At 23.7% G+C, this 19,944-nt stretch carries 26 protein-coding genes and 7 pseudogenes; 10 read left to right on the top strand and 23 right to left on the bottom strand.

The genetic code is table 4. The features are described from left to right. Window positions 1-21: 21 nt before the first annotated feature. The 12 genes and pseudogenes from trxB to AAHM78_RS02585 form a co-directional block, all read right to left on the bottom strand. Window positions 22-987 (bottom strand): thioredoxin-disulfide reductase, encoded by a 966-nt coding sequence (gene trxB / locus AAHM78_RS02540; protein ID WP_342254267.1) that lies wholly within the window; start codon window positions 985-987, stop codon window positions 22-24. Further along, window positions 971-2,173, bottom strand: coding sequence for a prolipoprotein diacylglyceryl transferase (locus AAHM78_RS02545; protein ID WP_342254268.1), 1,203 nt, complete (start codon window positions 2,171-2,173; stop codon window positions 971-973). The genes trxB and AAHM78_RS02545 overlap by 17 nt, the downstream gene beginning before the upstream one ends. 32 nt (window positions 2,174-2,205) lie before the next feature. Next, window positions 2,206-3,153, bottom strand: a complete 948-nt coding sequence (gene hprK / locus AAHM78_RS02550; protein WP_342254269.1) for an HPr(Ser) kinase/phosphatase — start codon at window positions 3,151-3,153, stop codon at window positions 2,206-2,208. A gap of 176 nt (window positions 3,154-3,329) precedes the next feature. Beyond that, window positions 3,330-3,662 (bottom strand): annotated as a pseudogene (locus tag AAHM78_RS16635) (IS30 family transposase); the annotation flags it as partial. A 91-nt stretch (window positions 3,663-3,753) separates the two neighbouring features. Next, a complete protein-coding gene (locus AAHM78_RS02555; RefSeq protein ID WP_342254270.1) occupies window positions 3,754-4,140 on the bottom strand; it encodes a hypothetical protein in 387 nt (128 codons plus the stop codon). Between the two features lie 54 nt (window positions 4,141-4,194). Further along, entirely contained in the window at window positions 4,195-4,569 is a 375-nt protein-coding gene (locus tag AAHM78_RS02560; protein ID WP_342254995.1) for a transposase family protein, read from the bottom strand. Between the two features lie 50 nt (window positions 4,570-4,619). Further along, window positions 4,620-5,012: a transposase family protein gene (locus AAHM78_RS02565; RefSeq protein ID WP_342253855.1), complete on the bottom strand. Its 393-nt coding sequence runs from the start codon at window positions 5,010-5,012 to the stop codon at window positions 4,620-4,622. Between the two features lie 326 nt (window positions 5,013-5,338). Then, window positions 5,339-5,518 (bottom strand): transposase, encoded by a 180-nt coding sequence (locus AAHM78_RS16640; RefSeq protein ID WP_425289777.1) that lies wholly within the window; start codon window positions 5,516-5,518, stop codon window positions 5,339-5,341. Next, window positions 5,515-5,694 (bottom strand): hypothetical protein, encoded by a 180-nt coding sequence (locus tag AAHM78_RS02570; protein WP_342254996.1) that lies wholly within the window; start codon window positions 5,692-5,694, stop codon window positions 5,515-5,517. Before AAHM78_RS02570 ends, AAHM78_RS16640 begins: the two co-directional genes overlap by 4 nt. Before the next feature lie 50 nt (window positions 5,695-5,744). After that, window positions 5,745-6,137, bottom strand: a complete 393-nt coding sequence (locus tag AAHM78_RS02575) for a transposase family protein (RefSeq protein WP_342254013.1) — start codon at window positions 6,135-6,137, stop codon at window positions 5,745-5,747. Between the two features lie 33 nt (window positions 6,138-6,170). Continuing rightward, window positions 6,171-6,743 (bottom strand): IS1/IS1595 family N-terminal zinc-binding domain-containing protein, encoded by a 573-nt coding sequence (locus AAHM78_RS02580; protein WP_342254271.1) that lies wholly within the window; start codon window positions 6,741-6,743, stop codon window positions 6,171-6,173. 79 nt (window positions 6,744-6,822) lie between these two features. Next, window positions 6,823-7,134: pseudogene (locus AAHM78_RS02585) on the bottom strand (IS30 family transposase); the annotation flags it as partial. A 70-nt stretch (window positions 7,135-7,204) separates the two neighbouring features. Here AAHM78_RS02585 and AAHM78_RS02590 point away from each other — a divergent pair. Continuing rightward, window positions 7,205-8,164: an IS1/IS1595 family N-terminal zinc-binding domain-containing protein gene (locus AAHM78_RS02590; RefSeq protein WP_342254272.1), complete on the top strand. Its 960-nt coding sequence runs from the start codon at window positions 7,205-7,207 to the stop codon at window positions 8,162-8,164. Between the two features lie 66 nt (window positions 8,165-8,230). Here AAHM78_RS02590 and AAHM78_RS02595 read toward each other — a convergent pair. The 3 genes and pseudogenes from AAHM78_RS02595 to AAHM78_RS02605 all read right to left on the bottom strand — a co-directional run. Continuing rightward, window positions 8,231-8,722, bottom strand: a pseudogene (locus AAHM78_RS02595) (IS30 family transposase); the annotation flags it as partial. A 91-nt stretch (window positions 8,723-8,813) separates the two neighbouring features. Further along, complete coding sequence (locus AAHM78_RS02600) at window positions 8,814-9,773, bottom strand: IS1/IS1595 family N-terminal zinc-binding domain-containing protein (protein ID WP_342254274.1); 960 nt, start codon at window positions 9,771-9,773, stop codon at window positions 8,814-8,816. Window positions 9,774-9,831: 58 nt separating this feature from the next. Beyond that, a pseudogene (locus AAHM78_RS02605) lies at window positions 9,832-9,939 on the bottom strand (IS30 family transposase); the annotation flags it as partial. 86 nt (window positions 9,940-10,025) lie between these two features. Between AAHM78_RS02605 and AAHM78_RS02615 the strand changes: the two are divergent. Next, window positions 10,026-10,532 (top strand): annotated as a pseudogene (locus AAHM78_RS02615) (IS30 family transposase); the annotation flags it as partial. Window positions 10,533-10,677: 145 nt separating this feature from the next. On the opposite strand, the gene AAHM78_RS02620 reads toward AAHM78_RS02615, so the two are convergent. Beyond that, the gene (locus AAHM78_RS02620; protein ID WP_342254277.1) at window positions 10,678-11,622 is read right to left on the bottom strand and encodes an IS30 family transposase; all 945 of its coding nucleotides are present in this window, start codon (window positions 11,620-11,622) and stop codon (window positions 10,678-10,680) included. 459 nt (window positions 11,623-12,081) lie between these two features. Between AAHM78_RS02620 and AAHM78_RS16645 the strand changes: the two are divergent. The 5 genes and pseudogenes from AAHM78_RS16645 to AAHM78_RS02640 all read left to right on the top strand — a co-directional run. Next, window positions 12,082-12,168, top strand: a pseudogene (locus tag AAHM78_RS16645) (transposase-like zinc-binding domain-containing protein); the annotation flags it as partial. 84 nt (window positions 12,169-12,252) lie between these two features. Beyond that, window positions 12,253-12,720 (top strand): hypothetical protein, encoded by a 468-nt coding sequence (locus AAHM78_RS02625; RefSeq protein WP_342254278.1) that lies wholly within the window; start codon window positions 12,253-12,255, stop codon window positions 12,718-12,720. A 67-nt stretch (window positions 12,721-12,787) separates the two neighbouring features. Further along, window positions 12,788-13,180, top strand: a complete 393-nt coding sequence (locus tag AAHM78_RS02630) for a transposase family protein (RefSeq protein ID WP_342252835.1) — start codon at window positions 12,788-12,790, stop codon at window positions 13,178-13,180. A gap of 215 nt (window positions 13,181-13,395) precedes the next feature. Beyond that, window positions 13,396-13,656, top strand: coding sequence for a transposase family protein (locus AAHM78_RS02635; RefSeq protein WP_342254279.1), 261 nt, complete (start codon window positions 13,396-13,398; stop codon window positions 13,654-13,656). Window positions 13,657-13,660: 4 nt separating this feature from the next. Beyond that, window positions 13,661-13,783 carry a hypothetical protein gene (locus AAHM78_RS02640; RefSeq protein WP_342253854.1) on the top strand — a complete coding sequence of 41 codons (123 nt, stop codon included), beginning with the start codon at window positions 13,661-13,663 and terminating at the stop codon, window positions 13,781-13,783. 266 nt (window positions 13,784-14,049) lie between these two features. Here the strand turns inward: AAHM78_RS02640 and AAHM78_RS02645 are convergent, their stop codons facing one another. The 3 genes from AAHM78_RS02645 to AAHM78_RS02655 form a co-directional block, all read right to left on the bottom strand. Further along, window positions 14,050-14,424, bottom strand: coding sequence for a transposase family protein (locus AAHM78_RS02645; RefSeq protein WP_342254998.1), 375 nt, complete (start codon window positions 14,422-14,424; stop codon window positions 14,050-14,052). Between the two features lie 247 nt (window positions 14,425-14,671). Then, the gene (locus AAHM78_RS02650; protein WP_342254280.1) at window positions 14,672-15,820 is read right to left on the bottom strand and encodes an IS1595 family transposase; all 1,149 of its coding nucleotides are present in this window, start codon (window positions 15,818-15,820) and stop codon (window positions 14,672-14,674) included. 114 nt (window positions 15,821-15,934) lie between these two features. Next, a complete protein-coding gene (locus AAHM78_RS02655) occupies window positions 15,935-16,243 on the bottom strand; it encodes a transposase (protein ID WP_342253948.1) in 309 nt (102 codons plus the stop codon). A 581-nt stretch (window positions 16,244-16,824) separates the two neighbouring features. Between AAHM78_RS02655 and AAHM78_RS02660 the strand changes: the two genes are divergently transcribed. The 3 genes and pseudogenes from AAHM78_RS02660 to AAHM78_RS02665 all read left to right on the top strand — a co-directional run bounded on the left by AAHM78_RS02660 (window position 16,825) and on the right by AAHM78_RS02665 (window position 17,679). Next, window positions 16,825-17,016, top strand: a complete 192-nt coding sequence (locus AAHM78_RS02660) for a hypothetical protein (protein WP_342254281.1) — start codon at window positions 16,825-16,827, stop codon at window positions 17,014-17,016. A gap of 83 nt (window positions 17,017-17,099) precedes the next feature. Beyond that, window positions 17,100-17,222 (top strand): annotated as a pseudogene (locus AAHM78_RS16650) (IS30 family transposase); the annotation flags it as partial. A gap of 133 nt (window positions 17,223-17,355) precedes the next feature. Beyond that, window positions 17,356-17,679, top strand: a complete 324-nt coding sequence (locus tag AAHM78_RS02665) for a hypothetical protein (protein WP_342254282.1) — start codon at window positions 17,356-17,358, stop codon at window positions 17,677-17,679. Window positions 17,680-17,743: 64 nt separating this feature from the next. Here AAHM78_RS02665 and AAHM78_RS02670 read toward each other — a convergent pair whose 3' ends face one another. From AAHM78_RS02670 to AAHM78_RS02685, 4 genes are all read right to left on the bottom strand, one after another. Then, complete coding sequence (locus AAHM78_RS02670) at window positions 17,744-18,085, bottom strand: hypothetical protein (protein ID WP_342254283.1); 342 nt, start codon at window positions 18,083-18,085, stop codon at window positions 17,744-17,746. Window positions 18,086-18,319: 234 nt separating this feature from the next. Beyond that, the gene (rpsD, locus tag AAHM78_RS02675; protein ID WP_342254284.1) at window positions 18,320-18,931 is read right to left on the bottom strand and encodes a 30S ribosomal protein S4; all 612 of its coding nucleotides are present in this window, start codon (window positions 18,929-18,931) and stop codon (window positions 18,320-18,322) included. Window positions 18,932-19,258: 327 nt separating this feature from the next. Then, window positions 19,259-19,399, bottom strand: coding sequence for a BspA family leucine-rich repeat surface protein (locus tag AAHM78_RS16655; protein WP_425289758.1), 141 nt, complete (start codon window positions 19,397-19,399; stop codon window positions 19,259-19,261). Window positions 19,400-19,541: 142 nt separating this feature from the next. Then, entirely contained in the window at window positions 19,542-19,802 is a 261-nt protein-coding gene (locus AAHM78_RS02685; RefSeq protein ID WP_342252970.1) for a hypothetical protein, read from the bottom strand. Window positions 19,803-19,944 lie beyond the last annotated feature (142 nt).

Here is a 19,944-nt window from a genome sequence, read left to right on the forward strand (position 1 = left end):
CTATCACCTCAATTGTACACTTTATTCATTAAAATTATCAATAAAATTTATTAAATATTGTGCTGCAATCGCTCCATCGTTAACAGCAGTTACTATTTGTCTTAAATTTTTAGCAATTACATCACCAGCTGCATATAATCCCGGGATTTTAGTTTGACACTTATCATTAACTATAATATAACCATTGCTATCACAAATATCTAAATCTTTAAAAAATTTTGTAACAGGATCAGAACCAATATAAGGAAATAAGGCATCAGTAGTAATTTCACTAATTTCCTTAGTTTTAATATTTTTAATTTCTAATTTACCTACTTTTTTCTTATCCTCAGTACCTAATACTTTTAATAAAACATGATCAGTTATTAAATTAATATTTTTATTATTTTTAACTTTATTAACAGTTTTATCATCAGCACGAAATTGATCACGACGATGAATAAGATTAACTTTATTAGTAAATCTTGTTAAATATAAAGATTCTTCACAAGCAGCATAACCACCGCCAACTACACTAATAATTTTATTCTTAAATAAAGCACCATCACAAACAGCACAATAAGAAACACCACGATTAGCATATTCTTCTTCACCAGGAACACCAATTTTACGTTCTAATGAACCAGTAGCTATAATTACTCCTTTAGCAATAAGAACATCACCACTACTTAAAAGGACTGTTTTAATTTTATGATTTTCACTATCTGTAATTTTAATAACCTCATCAGTAACAAATTCAACTTGTAGTTTCTCAACTTGCTTTTGCATTTTTTCTGATAATTCAGGCCCTAAAATATAATCATAACCTGGATAATTTTCAATTTCAGAAGTTTTAATCATTTTTCCACCAACAATATATTTTTCAATAATCACAGTTTTAAGATTTGCTCTTTGTGCATAAATAGCAGCTGTCATTCCTGCTGGACCACCACCAATAACTACTAAATCATAATCATATTTATTTTCTTTATTAGTATGATTTTTCATATAATCATTCTCCTTTACGAAATCTTGATGGTGCAATAATTTGTGCAAATATTACTAAAATAACACCTAAAATAATTCACATTCCAGAAACTATCATTGAAGTTGAAACATTGGCTATTTTCATAATGTCTCTATTATCACGAAGTGGTTCTAAAATCATTCTAATAATACCATAAAAGACAAAGTATAAACTACCTGATACTCCTGCATACGTTACTCGATAATTATTAGAATTATACATAGTATTTAAAGATTTAGAATGTGGTTGCATATTATATTTAATCTTTAAATATCATTTTTTTATCTTTGATTTAACTTTTGAATGTGTTTTAACATCTTTTCAAGGTATTTTTTCAAAACTTTTAACACTATTCTTATTGGGTGTAAAATCAAAATATGCTTGTTTTCAACTTTCATATTTAAATTTACGATATCCATGAATTTTTTTAATAACCGTTCAAGGTTTTAAAAAATCTTTTCCAACAATTGGATTAGTCTTTAAAGGCGAAATAAATTGCGAAGAATCTAATTTTCATGGTTTTTTACTAAATATTTGTCCTGTTTTTGGTACAAAAAACGTTAAAAAGAATCAACCAAATAATGAAGATAATGACTCATATAAAAATAAAGGTTGACGATAAACAGCAACAGGATCTGGTTTATCGCTATTAAAACCATAATGTAAATGATTATTTATTCATGTTGGTAATCAACTGAAAGGATGACCGACATCAGTTCCTAGTAATTCTTGATTAAAAAAATTACCTCATCTACCAATTGCTTGACCTAATAAAATATTTGGAACAATACAATCAATAAAAACTCACATTGAAATTTGTAACTGTTTTGAAGTACGATAAAAAATAAAGAACCCCGCTATCATTCCAACTGTAACGCCTCCTTCAATTGCCATACCGCCTCTTCAAACGGCAACTACATCAAGTTCATTTTCAATTGTGCTAGTATTATTAAGAACATATCATGCTCTTGCTCCTATTAATCCTGCTAATGCAATAACTAATGTTCCTCATTCTAAAGTTTTAGTTGGAATATTACGACGATATAATTTTATTCATGAAGCAATGACAGCAGTTAAACAACCTATTGCCATTAATACTGAATAAATATGAATTCCCGTTCCCGGAATATTGGTAATTAAACTATTGTATCCATCATCATTAATCATATTTTTTCCTTTTTGATAATTTAATAATTAAATTATTTCTTTTTTGTTAAATTTCTAATTATTTGTTTTTGAAAACCAGCAGTAGCGTCTTGACCTTCATCTTTTAACTTTAAACTAATAACTGCTGCTTCAATTAAATCAGCTAAATTTCTTCCTGGACTAACAGGAATAATTATTTTAGGCACTTTAATTTCAAAAAAAACATCAAAGTTATTATGATCACCAAGTCGATCAACTTTATTTCAACCATCATTTTCAATTCTAATTAAATTAATAATTAAATTTACTTGACTCTCATGCATTATAACATGATATCCATACATTTTGGTAATATCTAGGATACCTATTCCTCTAATTTCAATTAAATTTTTAATAATCGGATTAACTTTTCCTACAATTTTATTATTGACTTTTAAAATATCAATACTATCATCACCAACAAATAAGTGCCCATTACGTAATAAATCTAATGTTGTTTCTGATTTACCAATACCACTTTCACCTGTAATTAGGACACCATAACCAAAAATATTTACTAGAGTACCATGTAAACGTTTAGATTCAGATAAACGTTCAACAATATACGTAGAAACTGTTGCTGCAAATTCAGAAGTAAAAAATAATACTTCAATAATTGGAACTGTTGAATTAATCGCTTTAGCACAGTCACATAATTCTTTTTTAAATTTAAAATTAGGTGTTACAAAAATAGCAGGAATATGATCTTCTAAAATATTACTAAAATGGTTCTTAAATTCTGTTTTTGGTAAAGAGGAAATATATTCGCTTTCTTTACTGCTTAATAAAATTATACGACGACTACGTGAGATTTGTTTAGTTTTAAATCCTGTTAACTCTAAACCACCACGATTAGTACCAATATTAGTAATAATTCTTTTTTCAATTGGAATTTTGGGATTAATATATAAAATTGTTAAATTAAATTTTGTTATTATTTCGTCAACACTAAGGTTTTCCATACTTAATTTCCTGCCTTTTATAATTAAAATTTTTGATTAATTTTAAACATAATATAATTATATATAATATATCAACAGAAAGTTTATTATTAACAAAAAATATACATAAGTTTCTAAAAACATTAAAAAAACTATTGAATAATATCCTGAGTTTTAAATATAAATGGGACAGTTTTTTAAAATAATTGTATTAAATCTATTGGTCTTTTATAAGAGAGCGATTTTCTGGGTGTAGAATTAATTTGAAATGCTATAAAATTTAAATCTTTTTGTTTATATGAAGATAGATCTGTAGATTTTGGTAAATATCTTCTTAAAATACCATTATTATTTTCATTTAAACCCCTTTGGCAAGGTTTACCGGGATCTGCAAAATAAATTTTGACATTACAAATTTTTTCGATTAATCTTCATTTACTAAATTCTTTACCACGATCAAAAGTAATGGTTTTAACTGTTCCTTTTTGTAAATTTGAAATAAATTTTATTATACTTTTCGTAATATTTTCTTTTAATTTTCAAAAAAACTCTTGATGAAATAAAAAAAATCATCAACCCGGCCTAAAATTTGATTTTATTTAATTTCGGGATTTATTTTTTTTACAAACTGAAATATAATGCTTCAGATTTTGCATAAGGTGATATTTTATAATGTTGGTATTTAAATTTTCATAAATTGAGGTAATTTTGAATATTGGTAAATCCAATGCCATGATAATGAGTAATAAATTCTTTTAAACTTGATTGTATTTTACTGATATTACTTAAATTTTTATAATTTAATTCTTTATTTTCTTTTGATTTAAATTTCTTGAGAGTACATTTTGTTTGTTTAGCTACTGTATCATATAGTATTTGCATATCACAAACTATAATTGATTTTTCTTCGATAAGCTTAGATGTTAAATTTTCTTGTACTCATTTTTTTGTTAATCTTTTAGTATTTGTTGTTTGAGAATAAATATTTTTATTTTCATCAATTGCCATTTCAATACAACAGTTTAAATCTTTAGCATTTTCTTCAATAGACTTGGTGCAAAACTAAGGTAATTCAAAATTATATATTCCTGCTATTAAATTAAATCTTAATGCAAATCTTCGTATTTTATTGCGATATTTTAAACTTAAAATTTTAAAACGTTTTAGTTTAGCAAATACGTGTTCAATTTTAATTATAATTTTACTTAAAGTTTTATTGTATTCTTTTTGAATTGGTGTTAATTGATTGTATTTACTTTTTTTAAATGGCAAAAATGTATTTTTATGAATATTTTGTATACCTTGATAACCCGAATCAACAAAAACTTGTTTTTCTGGATGAATAAAAGTTTTAGATTTTAGAAGCAATTTAAAATCATGAATGCTTCCAAAACAAAAAGCAGTTGAAATAATTTTTCCATTGGAAATATCAATAATTATTTGGGATTTGAGAGAATGATGTTTCTTTTTACCTGAAAAAAGTAATTTTAGTTTTTTTTAATTATTTCAATTGGAGTTTCAGTAGCATCAATAGCTAACAAATTATTATCAGTACCTTTATTTTTTGTTAAATCTTTTTTTCCAGGTAAATTAAAAATTCCGCTTTTTATTAAAATATTTTCAATTCAAAAAATATTACGAATGCAACTAGTATGACTAATATTATATCTTTTTGCAATAACTCTATAACCACTATAGTCTTTTCAATATTCTAAAGTCATTAATAAACGCTCTTCAATTACAATTTTATTTTTTCTACCACCATAATATTTTTGTTTAGACTCAGCAATTTTTAAAATTTCAAGCATTTTATAAAATGTTTGTGGCTTTATGCCGACTAAACTATAAAATTCTTGATCATCTTTATATTTTTTCAACATAATAACTATCACCTTTAATATTAATAATAATCGTTAAATTGTTAAAATTAAAGGTTTTGCACCCAGTCTATTTAATAATCCCGTACAATTAGATAAAAGTAGTACTTTATTTACTAAAATTCAAGAAATGGAAATTAAAGAAAATCTTGGATATGAAATTAATTTAAACCAAAAAATAAAATTAGAAACAAAAATTCAAAAACTAGAGAAAGAAATTGAACAACTTAAAAATAAGATTTAGTTATTCAAAAATTCTAAATTAAAAACCCGTAATCATGGATAAATTTATTTGTTAAATATTTTTATATAATAGACTTGGTGCAAAACTAAGGTAATTCAAAATTATATATTCCTGCTATTAAATTAAATCTTAATGCAAATCTTCGTATTTTATTGCGATATTTTAAACTTAAAATTTTAAAACGTTTTAGTTTAGCAAATACGTGTTCAATTTTAATTCTAATTTTACTTAAAGTTTTATTGTATTCTTTTTGAATTGGTGTTAATTAAATGGCAAAAATGTATTTTTATGAATATTTTGTATACCTTGATAACCTGAATCAACAAAAACTTGTTTTTCTGGATGAATAAAAGTTTTAGATTTTAGAAGCAATTTAAAATCATGAATGCTTCCAAAACAAAAAGCAGTTGAAATAATTTTTCCATTGGAAATATCAATAATTATTTGGGATTTGAGAGAATGATGTTTCTTTTTACCTGAAAAAAGTAATTTTAGTTTTTTTTAATTCTTTCAATTGGAGTTTCAGTAGCATCAATAGCTAACAAATTATTATTAGTACCTTTATTTTTTGTTAAATCTTTTTTTCCAGGTAAATTAAAAATTCCGCTTTTTATTAAAATATTTTCAATTCAAAAAATATTACGAATGCAACTAGTATGACTAATATTATATCTTTTTGCAATAACTCTATAACTACTATAGTCTTTTCAATATTCTAAAGTCATTAATAAACGCTCTTCAATTACAATTTTATTTTTTCTACCACCATAATATTTTTGTTTATACTCAGCAATTTTTAAAATTTCAAGCATTTTATAAAATGTTTGTGGCTTTATGCCGACTAAACTATAAAATTCTTGATCATCTTTATATTTTTTCAACATAATAACTATCACCTTTAATATTAATAATAATCGTTAAATTGTTAAAATTAAAGGTTTTGCACCAAGTCTAATTCATTTTTTTCTTGGATCATCTGGATTTTTGAAATTTCCTTTATGAATTTCTTTGATAAAAGTTTCATCAATTTCAATTCTACCTTTTAATTTTGTGAATGGTTTTTGTGTTTTTGCTAATTGTGATGATTTCATAAATTTTTGACGATTAAATCATGCTGATGTTTTTGAAATTTTAGCAAATTGAGAAATAGTATAAGCGGATTGACCTAACAATGACAATCAAATTATTCAATCTCATTGTTCATGAGATAAATGACTTCAATGTAAAAAATGATTTCTTAAAGCATCAAAGCTACTTTTACAATCTTTGCATAAATATTTTTGCTTATTATTCTTAAAACCATTTTTTACACATCAATAAGATTTACAATTTGGACATTGAATTCCTTTTTCTTTAAATTTTTTATCAATTGCATCTAATTTTTCTTTTTTCTCAATTTGTTTAATTCTATTTTTAAAATGTCTAATAATTTTTATAAATTCTTCATCTTTTTTGTTTTTGAAAACATCAATTAATTCATTATTAGTCACAAAAAATCACCCCTGATATAAAAATATTACTTTTAATTTTAAATTAAAAGTAATATCAAGATTTTTTGTGAAAATTAAAAGATAGATCTGTAGATTTTGGTAAATATCTTCTTAAAATACCATTATTATTTTCATTTAAACCCCTTTGGCAAGGTTTACCAGGATCTGCAAAATAAATTTTGACATTACAAATTTTTTCGATTAATCTTCATTTACTAAATTCTTTACCACGATCAAAAGTAATGGTTTTAACTGTTCCTTTTTGTAACTTTGAAATAAATTTTATTATACTTTTCGTAATATTTTCTGATTTATGATTTTTAGTTACTAAAGGAATTGTGGTTTTTGATCATATATCAGCCAAAGTAATAATAGAACTTTTTTTAATTTTCACAAAAAATCTTGATATTACTTTTAATTTAAAATTAAAAGTAATATTTTTATATCAGGGGTGATTTTTTGTGACTAATAATGAATTAATTGATGTTTTAAAAAACAAAAAAGATGAAGAATTTATAAAAATTATTAGACATTTTAAAAATAGAATTAAACAAATTGAGAAAAAAGAAAAATTAGATGCAATTGATAAAAAATTTAAAGAAAAAGGAATTCAATGTCCAAATTGTAAATCTTATTGATGTGTAAAAAATGGTTTTAAAAATAATAAGCAAAAATATTTATGCAAAGATTGTAAAAGTAGCTTTGATGCTTTAAGAAATCATTTTTTACATTGAAGTCATTTATCTCATGAACAATGAGATTGAATAATTTGATTGTCATTGTTAGGTCAATCTGCTTATACTATTTCTCAATTTGCTAAAATTTCAAAAACATCAGCATGATTTAATCGTCAAAAATTTATGAAATCATCACAATTAGCAAAAACACAAAAACCATTCACAAAATTAAAAGGTAGAATTGAAATTGATGAAACTTTTATCAAAGAAATTCATAAAGTAAATTTCAAAAATCCAGATGATCCAAGAAAAAAATGAATTGAAGAAAATGCTAAAGATTTAAACTGTTGTATTGAAATGGCAATTGATGAAAATAAAAATATTTATGCTCAAACAACAAATACTAAAAGATTAACAAAAAAATGAGTACAAGAAAATTTAACATCTAAGCTTATCGAAGAAAAATCAATTATAGTTTGTGATATGCAAATACTATATGATACAGTAGCTAAACAAACAAAATGTACTCTCAAGAAATTTAAATCAAAAGAAAATAAAGAATTAAATTATAAAAATTTAAGTAATATCAGTAAAATACAATCAAGTTTAAAAGAATTTATTACTCATTATCATGGCATTGGATTTACCAATATTCAAAATTACCTCAATTTATGAAAATTTAAATACCAACATTATAAAATATCACCTTATGCAAAATCTGAAGCATTATATTTCAGTTTGTAAAAAAAATAAATCCCAAAATTAAATAAAATCAAATTTTAGGCCAGGTTGATGATTGTTTTTATTTCATCAAGAGTTTTTTTGAAAATTAAAAGAACTTTTATGATCTTTGCCAATGATAGTATCACCTTCTAAATGACCAAATTATTGTATATTTTTAATATTAGGAATGAATCAATTTCTTTCATGAATAAACTTACAATTATTAATTTTGCCCCTAGTTTCTTTTTGTTTGTGAGATTTATTTTTGCCTTTTCTCAATAAGTTATTTTCATCAAAACTCATTCGATTTGTTTTAAACATGTTATATAAAGTTTTTGTTGAAATACTTTTTATTTTATTTTCCTTTAAAAAGTTAGCAATTATATCAAGAGCATACTTTTTAGTAATTAACAAATGATTAATACTATTAATTTCTGTTAAAGTTAAAATTATTAATTTTCTGCCTGCATTTTGTTTATTTTTTTGAAATTGATTCAATATTTCTAATGGCAATAAGTTTTTATTTAATAATCTACAAACTCTATGTACAGTTGATTTACTATAATCAACAATTTTTGCTTTTAATTTTCAAAAAAACTCTTGATGAAATAAAAACAATCATCAACCTGGCCTAAAATTTGATTTTATTTAATTTTGGGATTTATTTTTTTTACAAACTGAAATATAATGCTTCAGATTTTGCATAAGGTGATATTTTATAATGTTGGTATTTAAATTTTCATAAATTGAGGTAATTTTGAATATTGGTAAATCCAATGCCATGATAATGAGTAATAAATTCTTTTAAACTTGATTGTATTTTACTGATATTACTTAAATTTTTATAATTTAATTCTTTATTTTCTTTTGATTTAAATTTCTTGAGAGTACATTTTGTTTGTTTAGCTACTGTATCATATAGTATTTGCATATCACAAACTATAATTGATTTTTCTTCGATAAGCTTAGATGTTAAATTTTCTTGTACTCATTTTTTTGTTAATCTTTTAGTATTTGTTGTTTGAGCATAAATATTTTTATTTTCATCAATTGCCATTTCAATACAACAGTTTAAATCTTTAGCATTTTCTTCAATTCATTTTTTTCTTAGATCATCTGGATTTTTGAAATTTCCTTTATGAATTTCTTTGATAAAAGTTTCATCAATTTCAATTCTACCTTTTAATTTTGTGAATGGTTTTTGTGTTTTTGCTAATTGTGATGATTTCATAAATTTTTGACGATTAAATCATGCTGATGTTTTTGAAATTTTAGCAAATTGAGAAATAGTATAAGCAGATTGACCTAACAATGACAATCAAATTATTCAATCTCGTTGTTCATGAGATAAATGACTTCAATGTAAAAAATGATTTCTTAAAGCATCAAAGCTACTTTTACAATCTTTGCATAAATATTTTTGCTTATTATTCTTAAAACCATTTTTTACACATCAATAAGATTTACAATTTGGACATTGAATTCCTTTTTCTTTAAATTTTTTATCAATTGCATCTAATTTTTCTTTTTTCTCAATTTGTTTAATTCTATTTTTAAAATGTCTAATAATTTTTATAAATTCTTCATCTTTTTTGTTTTTTAAAACATCAATTAATTCATTATTAGTCACAAAAAATCACCCCTGATATAAAAATATTACTTTTAATTTTAAATTAAAAGTAATATCAAGATTTTTTGTGAAAATTAAAAATTTTTGCTATTTTACAAATCGAAAATCCATAATTTTTATATTCTTTTATTGCTATTATTGATTCAATACTCAGATACTTATACATTGCGCTAATTCCTTTCTTTTCTTAATTATAGAACTAACACAATTTAATTTTTATATAAGTGTCCTTTTTAATTTTACAATTAAAGTAACAGGTTTAAAACAAATCGAATGAGTTTTGATGAAAATAACTTATTGAGAAAAGGCAAAAATAAATCTCACAAACAAAAAGAAACTAGGGGCAAAATTAATAATTGTAAGTTTATTCATGAAAGAAATTGAATCATTCCTAATATTAAAAATATACAATAATTTGGTCATTTAGAAGGTGATACTATCATTGGCAAAGATCATAAAAGTTCTATTATTACTTTGGCTGATATATGATCAAAAACCACAATTCCTTTAGTAACTAAAAATCATAAATCAGAAAATATTACGAAAAGTATAATAAAATTTATTTCAAAGTTACAAAAAGGAACAGTTAAAACCATTACTTTTGATCGTGGTAAAGAATTTAGTAAATGAAGATTAATCGAAAAAATTTGTAATGTCAAAATTTATTTTGCAGATCCTGGTAAACCTTGCCAAAGGGGTTTAAATGAAAATAATAATGGTATTTTAAGAAGATATTTACCAAAATCTACAGATCTATCTTTTAATTTTCACAAAAAATCTTGATATTACTTTTAATTTAAAATTAAAAGTAATATTTTTATATCAGGGGTGATTTTTTGTGACTAATAATGAATTAATTGATGTTTTAAAAAACCTGAGTTGTAAATATAAATGGGACAGTTTTTTAAAATAATTGTATTAAATCTATTGGTCTTTTATAAGAGAGCGATTTTCTGGGTGTAGAATTAATTTGAAATGCTATAAAATTTAAATCTTTTTGTTTATATGAAGATAGATCTGTAGATTTTGGTAAATATCTTCTTAAAATACCATTATTATTTTCATTTAAACCCCTTTGGCAAGGTTTACCAGGATCTGCAAAATAAATTTTGACATTACAAATTTTTTCGATTAATCTTCATTTACTAAATTCTTTACCACGATCAAAAGTAATGGTTTTAACTGTTCCTTTTTGTAACTTTGAAATAAATTTTATTATACTTTTCGTAATATTTTCTGATTTATGATTTTTAGTTACTAAAGGAATTGTGGTTTTTGATCATATATCAGCCAAAGTAATAATAGAACTTTTATGATCTTTGCCAATGATAGTATCACCTTCTAAATGACCAAATTCTTGTATATTTTTAATATTAGGAATGATTAAATTTCTTTCATGAATAAACTTACAATTATTAATTTTGCCCCTAGTTTCTTTTTGTTTGTGAGATTTATTTTTGCCTTTTCTCAATAAGTTATTTTCATCAAAACCCATTCGATTTGTTTTAAACATGTTATATAAAGTTTTTGTTGAAATACTTTTTATTTTATTTTCCTTTAAAAAGTTAGCAATTATATCAAGAGCATACTTTTTAGTAATTAACAAATGATTAATACTATTAATTTCTGTTAAAGTTAAAATTATTAATTTTCTGCCTGCGTTTTGTTTATTTTTTTGAAATTGATTCAATATTTCTAATGGCAATAAGTTTTTATTTAATAATCTACAAACTCTATGTACGGTTGATTTACTATAATCAACAATTTTTGCTATTTTACGAATCGAAAATCCATAATTTTTATATTCTTTTATTGCTATTATTGATTCAATACTCAGATACTTATACATTGCGCTAATTCCTTTCTTTTCTTAATTATAGAACTAACACAATTTAATTTTTATATAAGTGTCCTTTTTAATTTTACAATTAAAGAAACAAAAAAGATGAAGAATTTATAAAAATTATTAGACATTTTAAAAATAGAATTAAACAAATTGAGAAAAAAGAAAAATTAGATGCAATTGAGAAAAAATTTAAAGAAAAAGGAATTCAATGTCCAAATTGTAAATCTTATTGATGTTTTAATTTTCACAAAAAATCTTGATATTACTTTTAATTTAAAATTAAAAGTAATATTTTTATATCAGGGGTGATTTTTTGTGACTAATAATGAATTAATTGATGTTTTAAAAAACAAAAAAAATTAAGAATTTATAAAAATTATTAGACATTTTAAAAATAGAATTAAACAAATTGAGAAAAAAGAAAAATTAGATGCAATTGAGAAAAAATTTAAAGAAAAAGGAATTCAATGTCCAAATTGTAAATCTTATTGATGTGTAAAAAATGGTTTTAAGAATAATAAGCAAAAATATTTATGCAAAGATTGTAAAAGTAGCTTTGATGCTTTAAGAAATCATTTTTTACATCGAAGTCATTTATCTCATGAACAATGAGATTGAATAATTTGATTGTCATTGTTAGGTCAATCTGCTTATACTATTTCTCAATTTGCTAAAATTTCAAAAACATCAGCATGATTTAATCGTCAAAAATTTATGAAATCATCACAATTAGCAAAAACACAAAAACCATTCACAAAATTAAAAGGTAGAATTGAAATTGATGAAACTTTTATCAAAGAAATTCATAAAGGAAATTTCAAAAATCCAGATGATCCAAGAAAAAAATGAATTGAAGAAAATGCTAAAGATTTAAACTGTTGTATTGAAATGGCAATTGATGAAAATAAAAATATTTATGCTCAAACAACAAATACTAAAAGATTAACAAAAAAATGAGTACAAGAAAATTTAACATCTAAGCTTATCGAAGAAAAATCAATTATAGTTTGTGATATGCAAATACTATATGATACAGTAACTAAACAAACAAAATGTACTCTCAAGAAATTTAAATCAAAAGAAAATAAAGAATTAAATTAGACTTGGTGCAAAACCTTTAATTTTAACAATTTAACGATTATTATTAATATTAAAGGTGATAGTTATTATGTTGAAAAAATATAAAGATGATCAAGAATTTTATAGTTTAGTCGGCATAAAGCCACAAACATTTTATAAAATGCTTGAAATTTTAAAAATTGCTGAGTCTAAACAAAAATATTATGGTGGTAGAAAAAATAAAATTGTAATTGAAGAGCGTTTATTAATGACTTTAGAATATTGAAAAGACTATAGTAGTTATAGAGTTATTGCAAAAAGATATAATATTAGTCATACTAGTTGCATTCGTAATATTTTTTGAATTGAAAATATTTTAATAAAAAGCGGAATTTTTAATTTACCTGGAAAAAAAGATTTAACAAAAAATAAAGGTACTAATAATAATTTGTTAGCTATTGATGCTACTGAAACTCCAATTGAAAGAATTAAAAAAAACTAAAATTACTTTTTTCAGGTAAAAAGAAACATCATTCTCTCAAATCCCAAATAATTATTGATATTTCCAATGGAAAAATTATTTCAACTGCTTTTTGTTTTGGAAGAATTCATGATTTTAAATTGCTTCTAAAATCTAAAACTTTTATTCATCCAGAAAAACAAGTTTTTGTTTATTAAGGTTATCAAGGTATACAAAATATTCATAAAAATACATTTTTGCCATTTAACAAAAGTCAATACAATCAATTAACACCAATTCAAAAAGAATACAATAAAACTTTAAGTAAAATTAGAATTAAAATTGAACACGTATTTGCTAAACTAAAACGTTTTAAAATTTTAAGTTTAAAATATCGCAATAAAATACGAAGATTTGCATTAAGATTTAATTTAATAGCAGGAATATATAATTTTGAATTACCTTGGTTTTGCACCAAGTCTAATGAATTACAATTAGAAAATTTTAAAGGAGTGTAATAATATGCAAAATAAAGGTTTTCAAGATATCAAAAATGATTTACAAATATTTTTTCAAGATATTGAAAATGGTAAATATGGTGAAAGAATTAAAGAATTATTTATGAGAGAAGAAAGTAGTGAATAAATATGGTAGCAGCACCTAAAAAGAAACCAGAAGATTTAATGATAAAACAAATTATTGTTCATTTAAGATTTACTGAAAAAGATTATGAAAAATTAAAAGAAATTTGTTTTAATTTTCAAAAAAACTCTTGATGAAATAAAAAAAAATCATCAACCTGGCCTAAAATTTGATTTTATTTAATTTTGGGATTTATTTTTTTTACAAACTGAAATATAATGCTTCAGATTTTGCATAAGGTGATATTTTATAATAGACTTGGTGCAAAACTAAGGTAATTCAAAATTATATATTCCTGCTATTAAATTAAATCTTAATGCAAATCTTCGTATTTTATTGCGATATTTTAAACTTAAAATTTTAAAACGTTTTAGTTTAGCAAATACGTGTTCAATTTTAATTCTAATTTTACTTAAGGTTTTATTGTGTTCTTTTTGAATTGGTGTTAATTGATTGTATTTACTTTTTTTAAATGGCAAAAATGTATTTTTGTGAATATTTTGTATACCTTGATAACCTGAATCAACAAAAACTTGTTTTTCTGGATGAATAAAAGTTTTAGATTTTAGAAGCAATTTAAAATCATGAATGCTTCCAAAACAAAAAGCAGTTGAAATAATTTTTCCATTGGAAATATCAATAATTATTTGGGATTTGAGAGAATGATGTTTCTTTTTACCTGAAAAAAGTAATTTTAGTTTTTTTTAATTATTTCAATTGGAGTTTCAGTAGCATCAATAGCTAACAAATTATTATTAGTACCTTTATTTTTTGTTAAATCTTTTTTTCCAGGTAAATTAAAAATGGCTTTTATCCCTTTATGTACTATTTTTAAATTTTATCACATAAATGGAGATAAAAGCCTACCTAGGAAATTATCCCCGCATGTATTTAAATCAAACACAAAATTACAGTTTCAAAACTAGGTATGTTATTGAATTTATATGCTGATTCTTTTGCATATAAATGAATATTGTGCTTTGAAACTCTTATGTGTGTTCGGAAAGTTCGTCGGATGTGCTTTCATGCTGATTCAATATGGTTTGTGTTTACACCTGTTGGTGACACATACCCAACTTCATGATTTACGATTTCATGTTTGGGATAGAAGTTTTTGAAACTTACATATCCCTTCCAAGAATCCGTAAATAGACAGCACTCAGTAAAAATGTGTTTCAATGCAAATCTTAAAAGGTTTTTTTCATCTGCATTTTTCAGCACCTTCACAATTAGTTTGTGGCTGGTTTTCTCATAAACTCCAACAATCAAAGTTTTATTAAACAAGGATCTTCCTTGTTTTTTAAAACCTAAATGTGAAAGATACATTTCATCCATCTGTGCTGTGCCATCAACAATGAAACCTGCATCTTGATTTCCAATTCTAGTCCTGATTTCATGACACATTCTTCAAGCTGTTTTATAGGTCACACCCAATTCCCTTGCAACATCGGTTGCTGGTATGCCATGCTTTGTGTTTATTCATCTAAAGAGGAGATAAAACCAAGATGTCATTTGGGTCTGTGACTTATAAAAAATGGTTCCATAAAGAATACTAAATGTTTGGTTACAGTTCAAACATCGTATTCTTCTCAAATCAGAAGTATTCAAACTAGAAGAAGCACACCTGATGCATTTCATTATTTTCAACTTCGCTATATATTTCAAACAATCGTTTTCAGTTTGAAATATGCTATTGAATTCATTTCAATTCATTTTTTCCTCCACACTAGTACATGCGGGGATAATTTCCTTAAAAATTCCGCTTTTTATTAAAATATTTTCAATTCAAAAAATATTACGAATGCAACTAGTATGACTAATATTATATCTTTTTGCAATAACTATATAACTACTATAGTCTTTTCAATATTCTAAAGTCATTAATAAACGCTCTTCAATTACAATTTTATTTTTTCTACCACCATAATATTTTTGTTTAGACTCAGCAATTTTTAAAATTTCAAGCATTTTATAAAATGTTTGTGGCTTTATGCCGACTAAACTATAAAATTCTTGATCATCTTTATATTTTTTCAACATAATAACTATCACCTTTAATATTAATAATGGCTTTTATCCCTTTATGTACTATTTTTAAATTTTATCACATAAATGGAGATAAAAGCCTACCTAGGAAATTATCCCCGCATGTATTTAAATCAAACACAAAATTACAGTTTCAAAACTAGGTATGTTATTGAATTTATATGCTGATTCTTTTGCATATAAATGAATATTGTGCTTTGAAACTCTTATGTGTGTTCGGAAAGTTCGTCGGATGTGCTTTCATGCTGATTCAATCTGGTTTGTGTTTACACCTGTTGGTGACACATACCCAACTTCATGATTTACGATTTCATGTTTGGGATAGAAGTTTCTTACATATCCCTTCCAAGAATCCGTAAATAGACAGCACTCAGTAAAAATGTGTTTCAATGCAAATCTTAAAAGGTTTTTTTTCATCTGCGTTTTTCAGCACCTTCACAATTAGTTTGTTGCTGGTTTTCTCATAAACTCCAACAATCAAAGTTTTATTCAACAAGGATCTTCCTTGTTTTTTAAAACCTAAATGTGAAAGATACATTTCATCCATCTGTGCTGTGCCATCAACAATGAAACCTGCATCTTGATTTCCAATTCTAGTCCTGATTTCATGACACATTCTTCAAGCTGTTTTATAGGTCACACCCAATTCCCTTGCAACATCGGTTGCTGGTATGCCATGCTTTGTGTTTATTCATCTAAAGATGAGATAAAACCAAGATGTCATTTGGGTCTGTGACTTATAAAAAATGGTTCCATAAAGAATACTAAATGTTTGGTTACAGTTCAAACATCGTATTCTTCTCAAATCAGAAGTATTCAAACTAGAAGAAGCACACCTGATGCATTTCATTATTTTCAACTTCGCTATATATTTCAAACAATCGTTTTCAGTTTGAAATATGCTATTGAATTCATTTCAATTCATTTTTTCCTCCACACTAGTACATGCGGGGATAATTTCCTTAATAATAATCGTTAAATTGTTAAAATTAAAGGTTTTGCACCAAGTCTATTATAAAAATTTAAGTAATATCAGTAAAATACAATCAATTTTAAAAGAATTTATTACTCATTATCATGGCATTGGATTTACCAATATTCAAAATTACCTCAATTTATGAAAATTTAAATACCAACATTATAAAATATCACCTTATGCAAAATCTGAAGCATTATATTTCAGTTTGTAAAAAAAATAAATCCCAAAATTAAATAAAATCAAATTTTAGGCCAGGTTGATGATTTTTTTTATTTCATCAAGAGTTTTTTTTGAAAATTAAAAGATCTATCTTCATATAAACAAAAAGATTTAAATTTTATAGCATTTCAAATTAATTCTACACCCAGAAAATCGCTCTCTTATAAAAGACCAATAGATTTAATACAATTATTTTAAAAAACTGTCCCATTTATATTTACAACTCAGGAAAATATTACTTTTAATTTTAAATTAAAAGTAATATCAAGATTTTTTTTGAAAATTAAAAGCAAAAAATGCAGGTTATATTATTGCTGGTACTCCTTTTTATATGTCAACTTATAGTGATATTACTAAGCTAATTTCTGCAACATCAACGGCTATTAAAGATGAATATGAAAGTAGAAAAATTATGAAATTAAGAAATATAGAGAAAAGTATATTAGAAATAAGAAATAGAATTGAAGAAAATAATTCTGGCATTTGGAAAAACGCTAATAAATATAAAGAACCTAATAATCCCGATTTGCAAACAAGAATTAATCAAATTTTAGAAAATGGTCCAATAAGACAACAAAATTTTATCGATGCAGCAAATCAAGAACATATTCCTAATAATAGTAATGGTTCAAATAGTTTTCTTAATGCTATATAATATGAACTTATATTAAGATCATTATTTATAGAGAACATGTAAAAGTTACCCTTTGGGGTAACTTTTACAATATTTTATTTTTTATTAAATAAATAGTATTTTCTACTTGTTTATTATTAATTTCTTTTTTGTCTTTTATCTTAATAAATCGATAAGTACTAATGATTAAAAAACCTATATAAATTAAATAAGATATCGTTAGTACTGATATTAGTAAAATATTGTCATAATAATTTTTAGTAAAAAATGAAAATACGCTACTAAAAATTAAAGGAATTATAACTATTCATAAAATTAAATATTTCTTTTTATTTTTATTAATTCCTAATCAACCAATAGCTGTTATGATAACAGCTATTACAAAAGTAATACTAACTATTTTTTCAGAAATTTCATTTTTAATCATTTTTATTTTTCCTTTCCTCATCTCTAATTAACATTATATCATTTAATTTAATTGACATAGTAGTAGGAGAAAAATTAATTGTTAGTTTTGTTTTAAGGAAATTGATTGATAGATAATTAATTTATATTTTATTTTTTCAAAAACAAAAAAATGATAAATGCTTTTATTGACATTTACCATCTAAAAAATAAATCTGTTATCAATTGATAACAGGTTTTAAATTAATTATTAATTTTAAGCACGTCCATATGATTCAACAACTAATGCTTCATTAATATCAGTATTTAGTTCGTCACGTAGTGGATGACGTACATATATACCAATAAATGTTTTTTTATTGAATTCAATAAATGGTAATGTTGAAGCATTAGCGCTTAATGCTTCAATAATTTTTGCATTTTTTTGTGCTTTTTCAGTAATAGTAATTTTATCTCCTATTTTAACACGATATGAAGGAATATTAACTTTTTTACCATTAACTAAAACATGACCATGATTTACTAATTGACGAGCACCTTTTCTTGTTAAAGATAAACCTAAACGAAAAACAATATTATCTAATCTTGATTCTAAGAATACCAACAAGTTAGTACCAGTAACACCATGAGTTTTTTTTGATTCATCAAATAAATTTTTCATTTGACGAGCATTTAAACCATAAGTGAAACGAATTTTTTGTTTTTCTTGTAATTGTAATCCATAGTTAGAAAGTTTAATTCTTTTTTGACCGTGTTGTCCAGGAGCGAATGTTCGCTTTTTTCCTTTTGCAAATTCTTTACCAGATTCAAGAATTGAGAAGTTTAATCTTCTTGATTTTCTAAAAACCGGACCAGTATATCTTGACATAATAAAAACCTCCTTGGAATGTATACAAACACAAAGAGACTTTAATAAGTTCTCATTAAGATAGTTTACAATTCGCCAGAACAGCACTGGTTACTATTAAGATTAATAGAAAATTCTACTAATAAAAAGAATAATCTTTGAGGGTAAACTATTTGCAACTTAATAATACTTATTTGCTGCTTTCGTGAATGCTTGTTAATTATAGGATAAGTAATGTTATTTGTCAAATATTATTTTTACAATTAAATATCATTAAATTTTAGTTATTATTTTTTTTAAAAAATAATTTAAATTTATATAATAAAATTTAGTATTTAATTTAAAAAGTTAGTTATTGAATTTTGGCATTTTTTTGATATCAGTTATTCCTGAATTCCAGAAAAAATCAATATATTCTATTACTTTTTCTACTTTTCAAACTGAAAGATCTTGATTAAATTTTTTTGCATCATAGAACATAAAATTCATATCTTTTACATTAGAAGTATCTCAATCTGAAAGATCTTGATTAAATTTTTCTTTTAATTTTCAAAAAAACTCTTGATGAAATAAAAAAAATCATCAACCTGGCCTAAAATTTGATTTTATTTAATTTTGGGATTTATTTTTTTTACAAACTGAAATATAATGCTTCAGATTTTGCATAAGGTGATATTTTATAATGTTGGTATTTAAATTTTCATAAATTGAGGTAATTTTGAATATTGGTAAATCCAATGCCATGATAATGAGTAATAAATTCTTTTAAACTTGATTGTATTTTACTGATATTACTTAAATTTTTATAATTTAATTCTTTATTTTCTTTTGATTTAAATTTCTTGAGAGTACATTTGGTTTGTTTAGCTACTGTATCATATAGTATTTGCATATCACAAACTATAATTGATTTTTCTTCGATAAGCTTAGATGTTAAATTTTCTTCTACTCATTTTTTTGTTAATCTTTTAGTATTTGTTGTTTGAGCATAAATATTTTTATGGCTTTTCTCCCTTTATGTACTATTTTTAAAT

The organism is Spiroplasma endosymbiont of Zeiraphera isertana (assembly GCF_964030805.1).
GTDB lineage: Bacteria > Bacillota_I > Bacilli_A > Mycoplasmatales > VBWQ01 > Spiroplasma_E.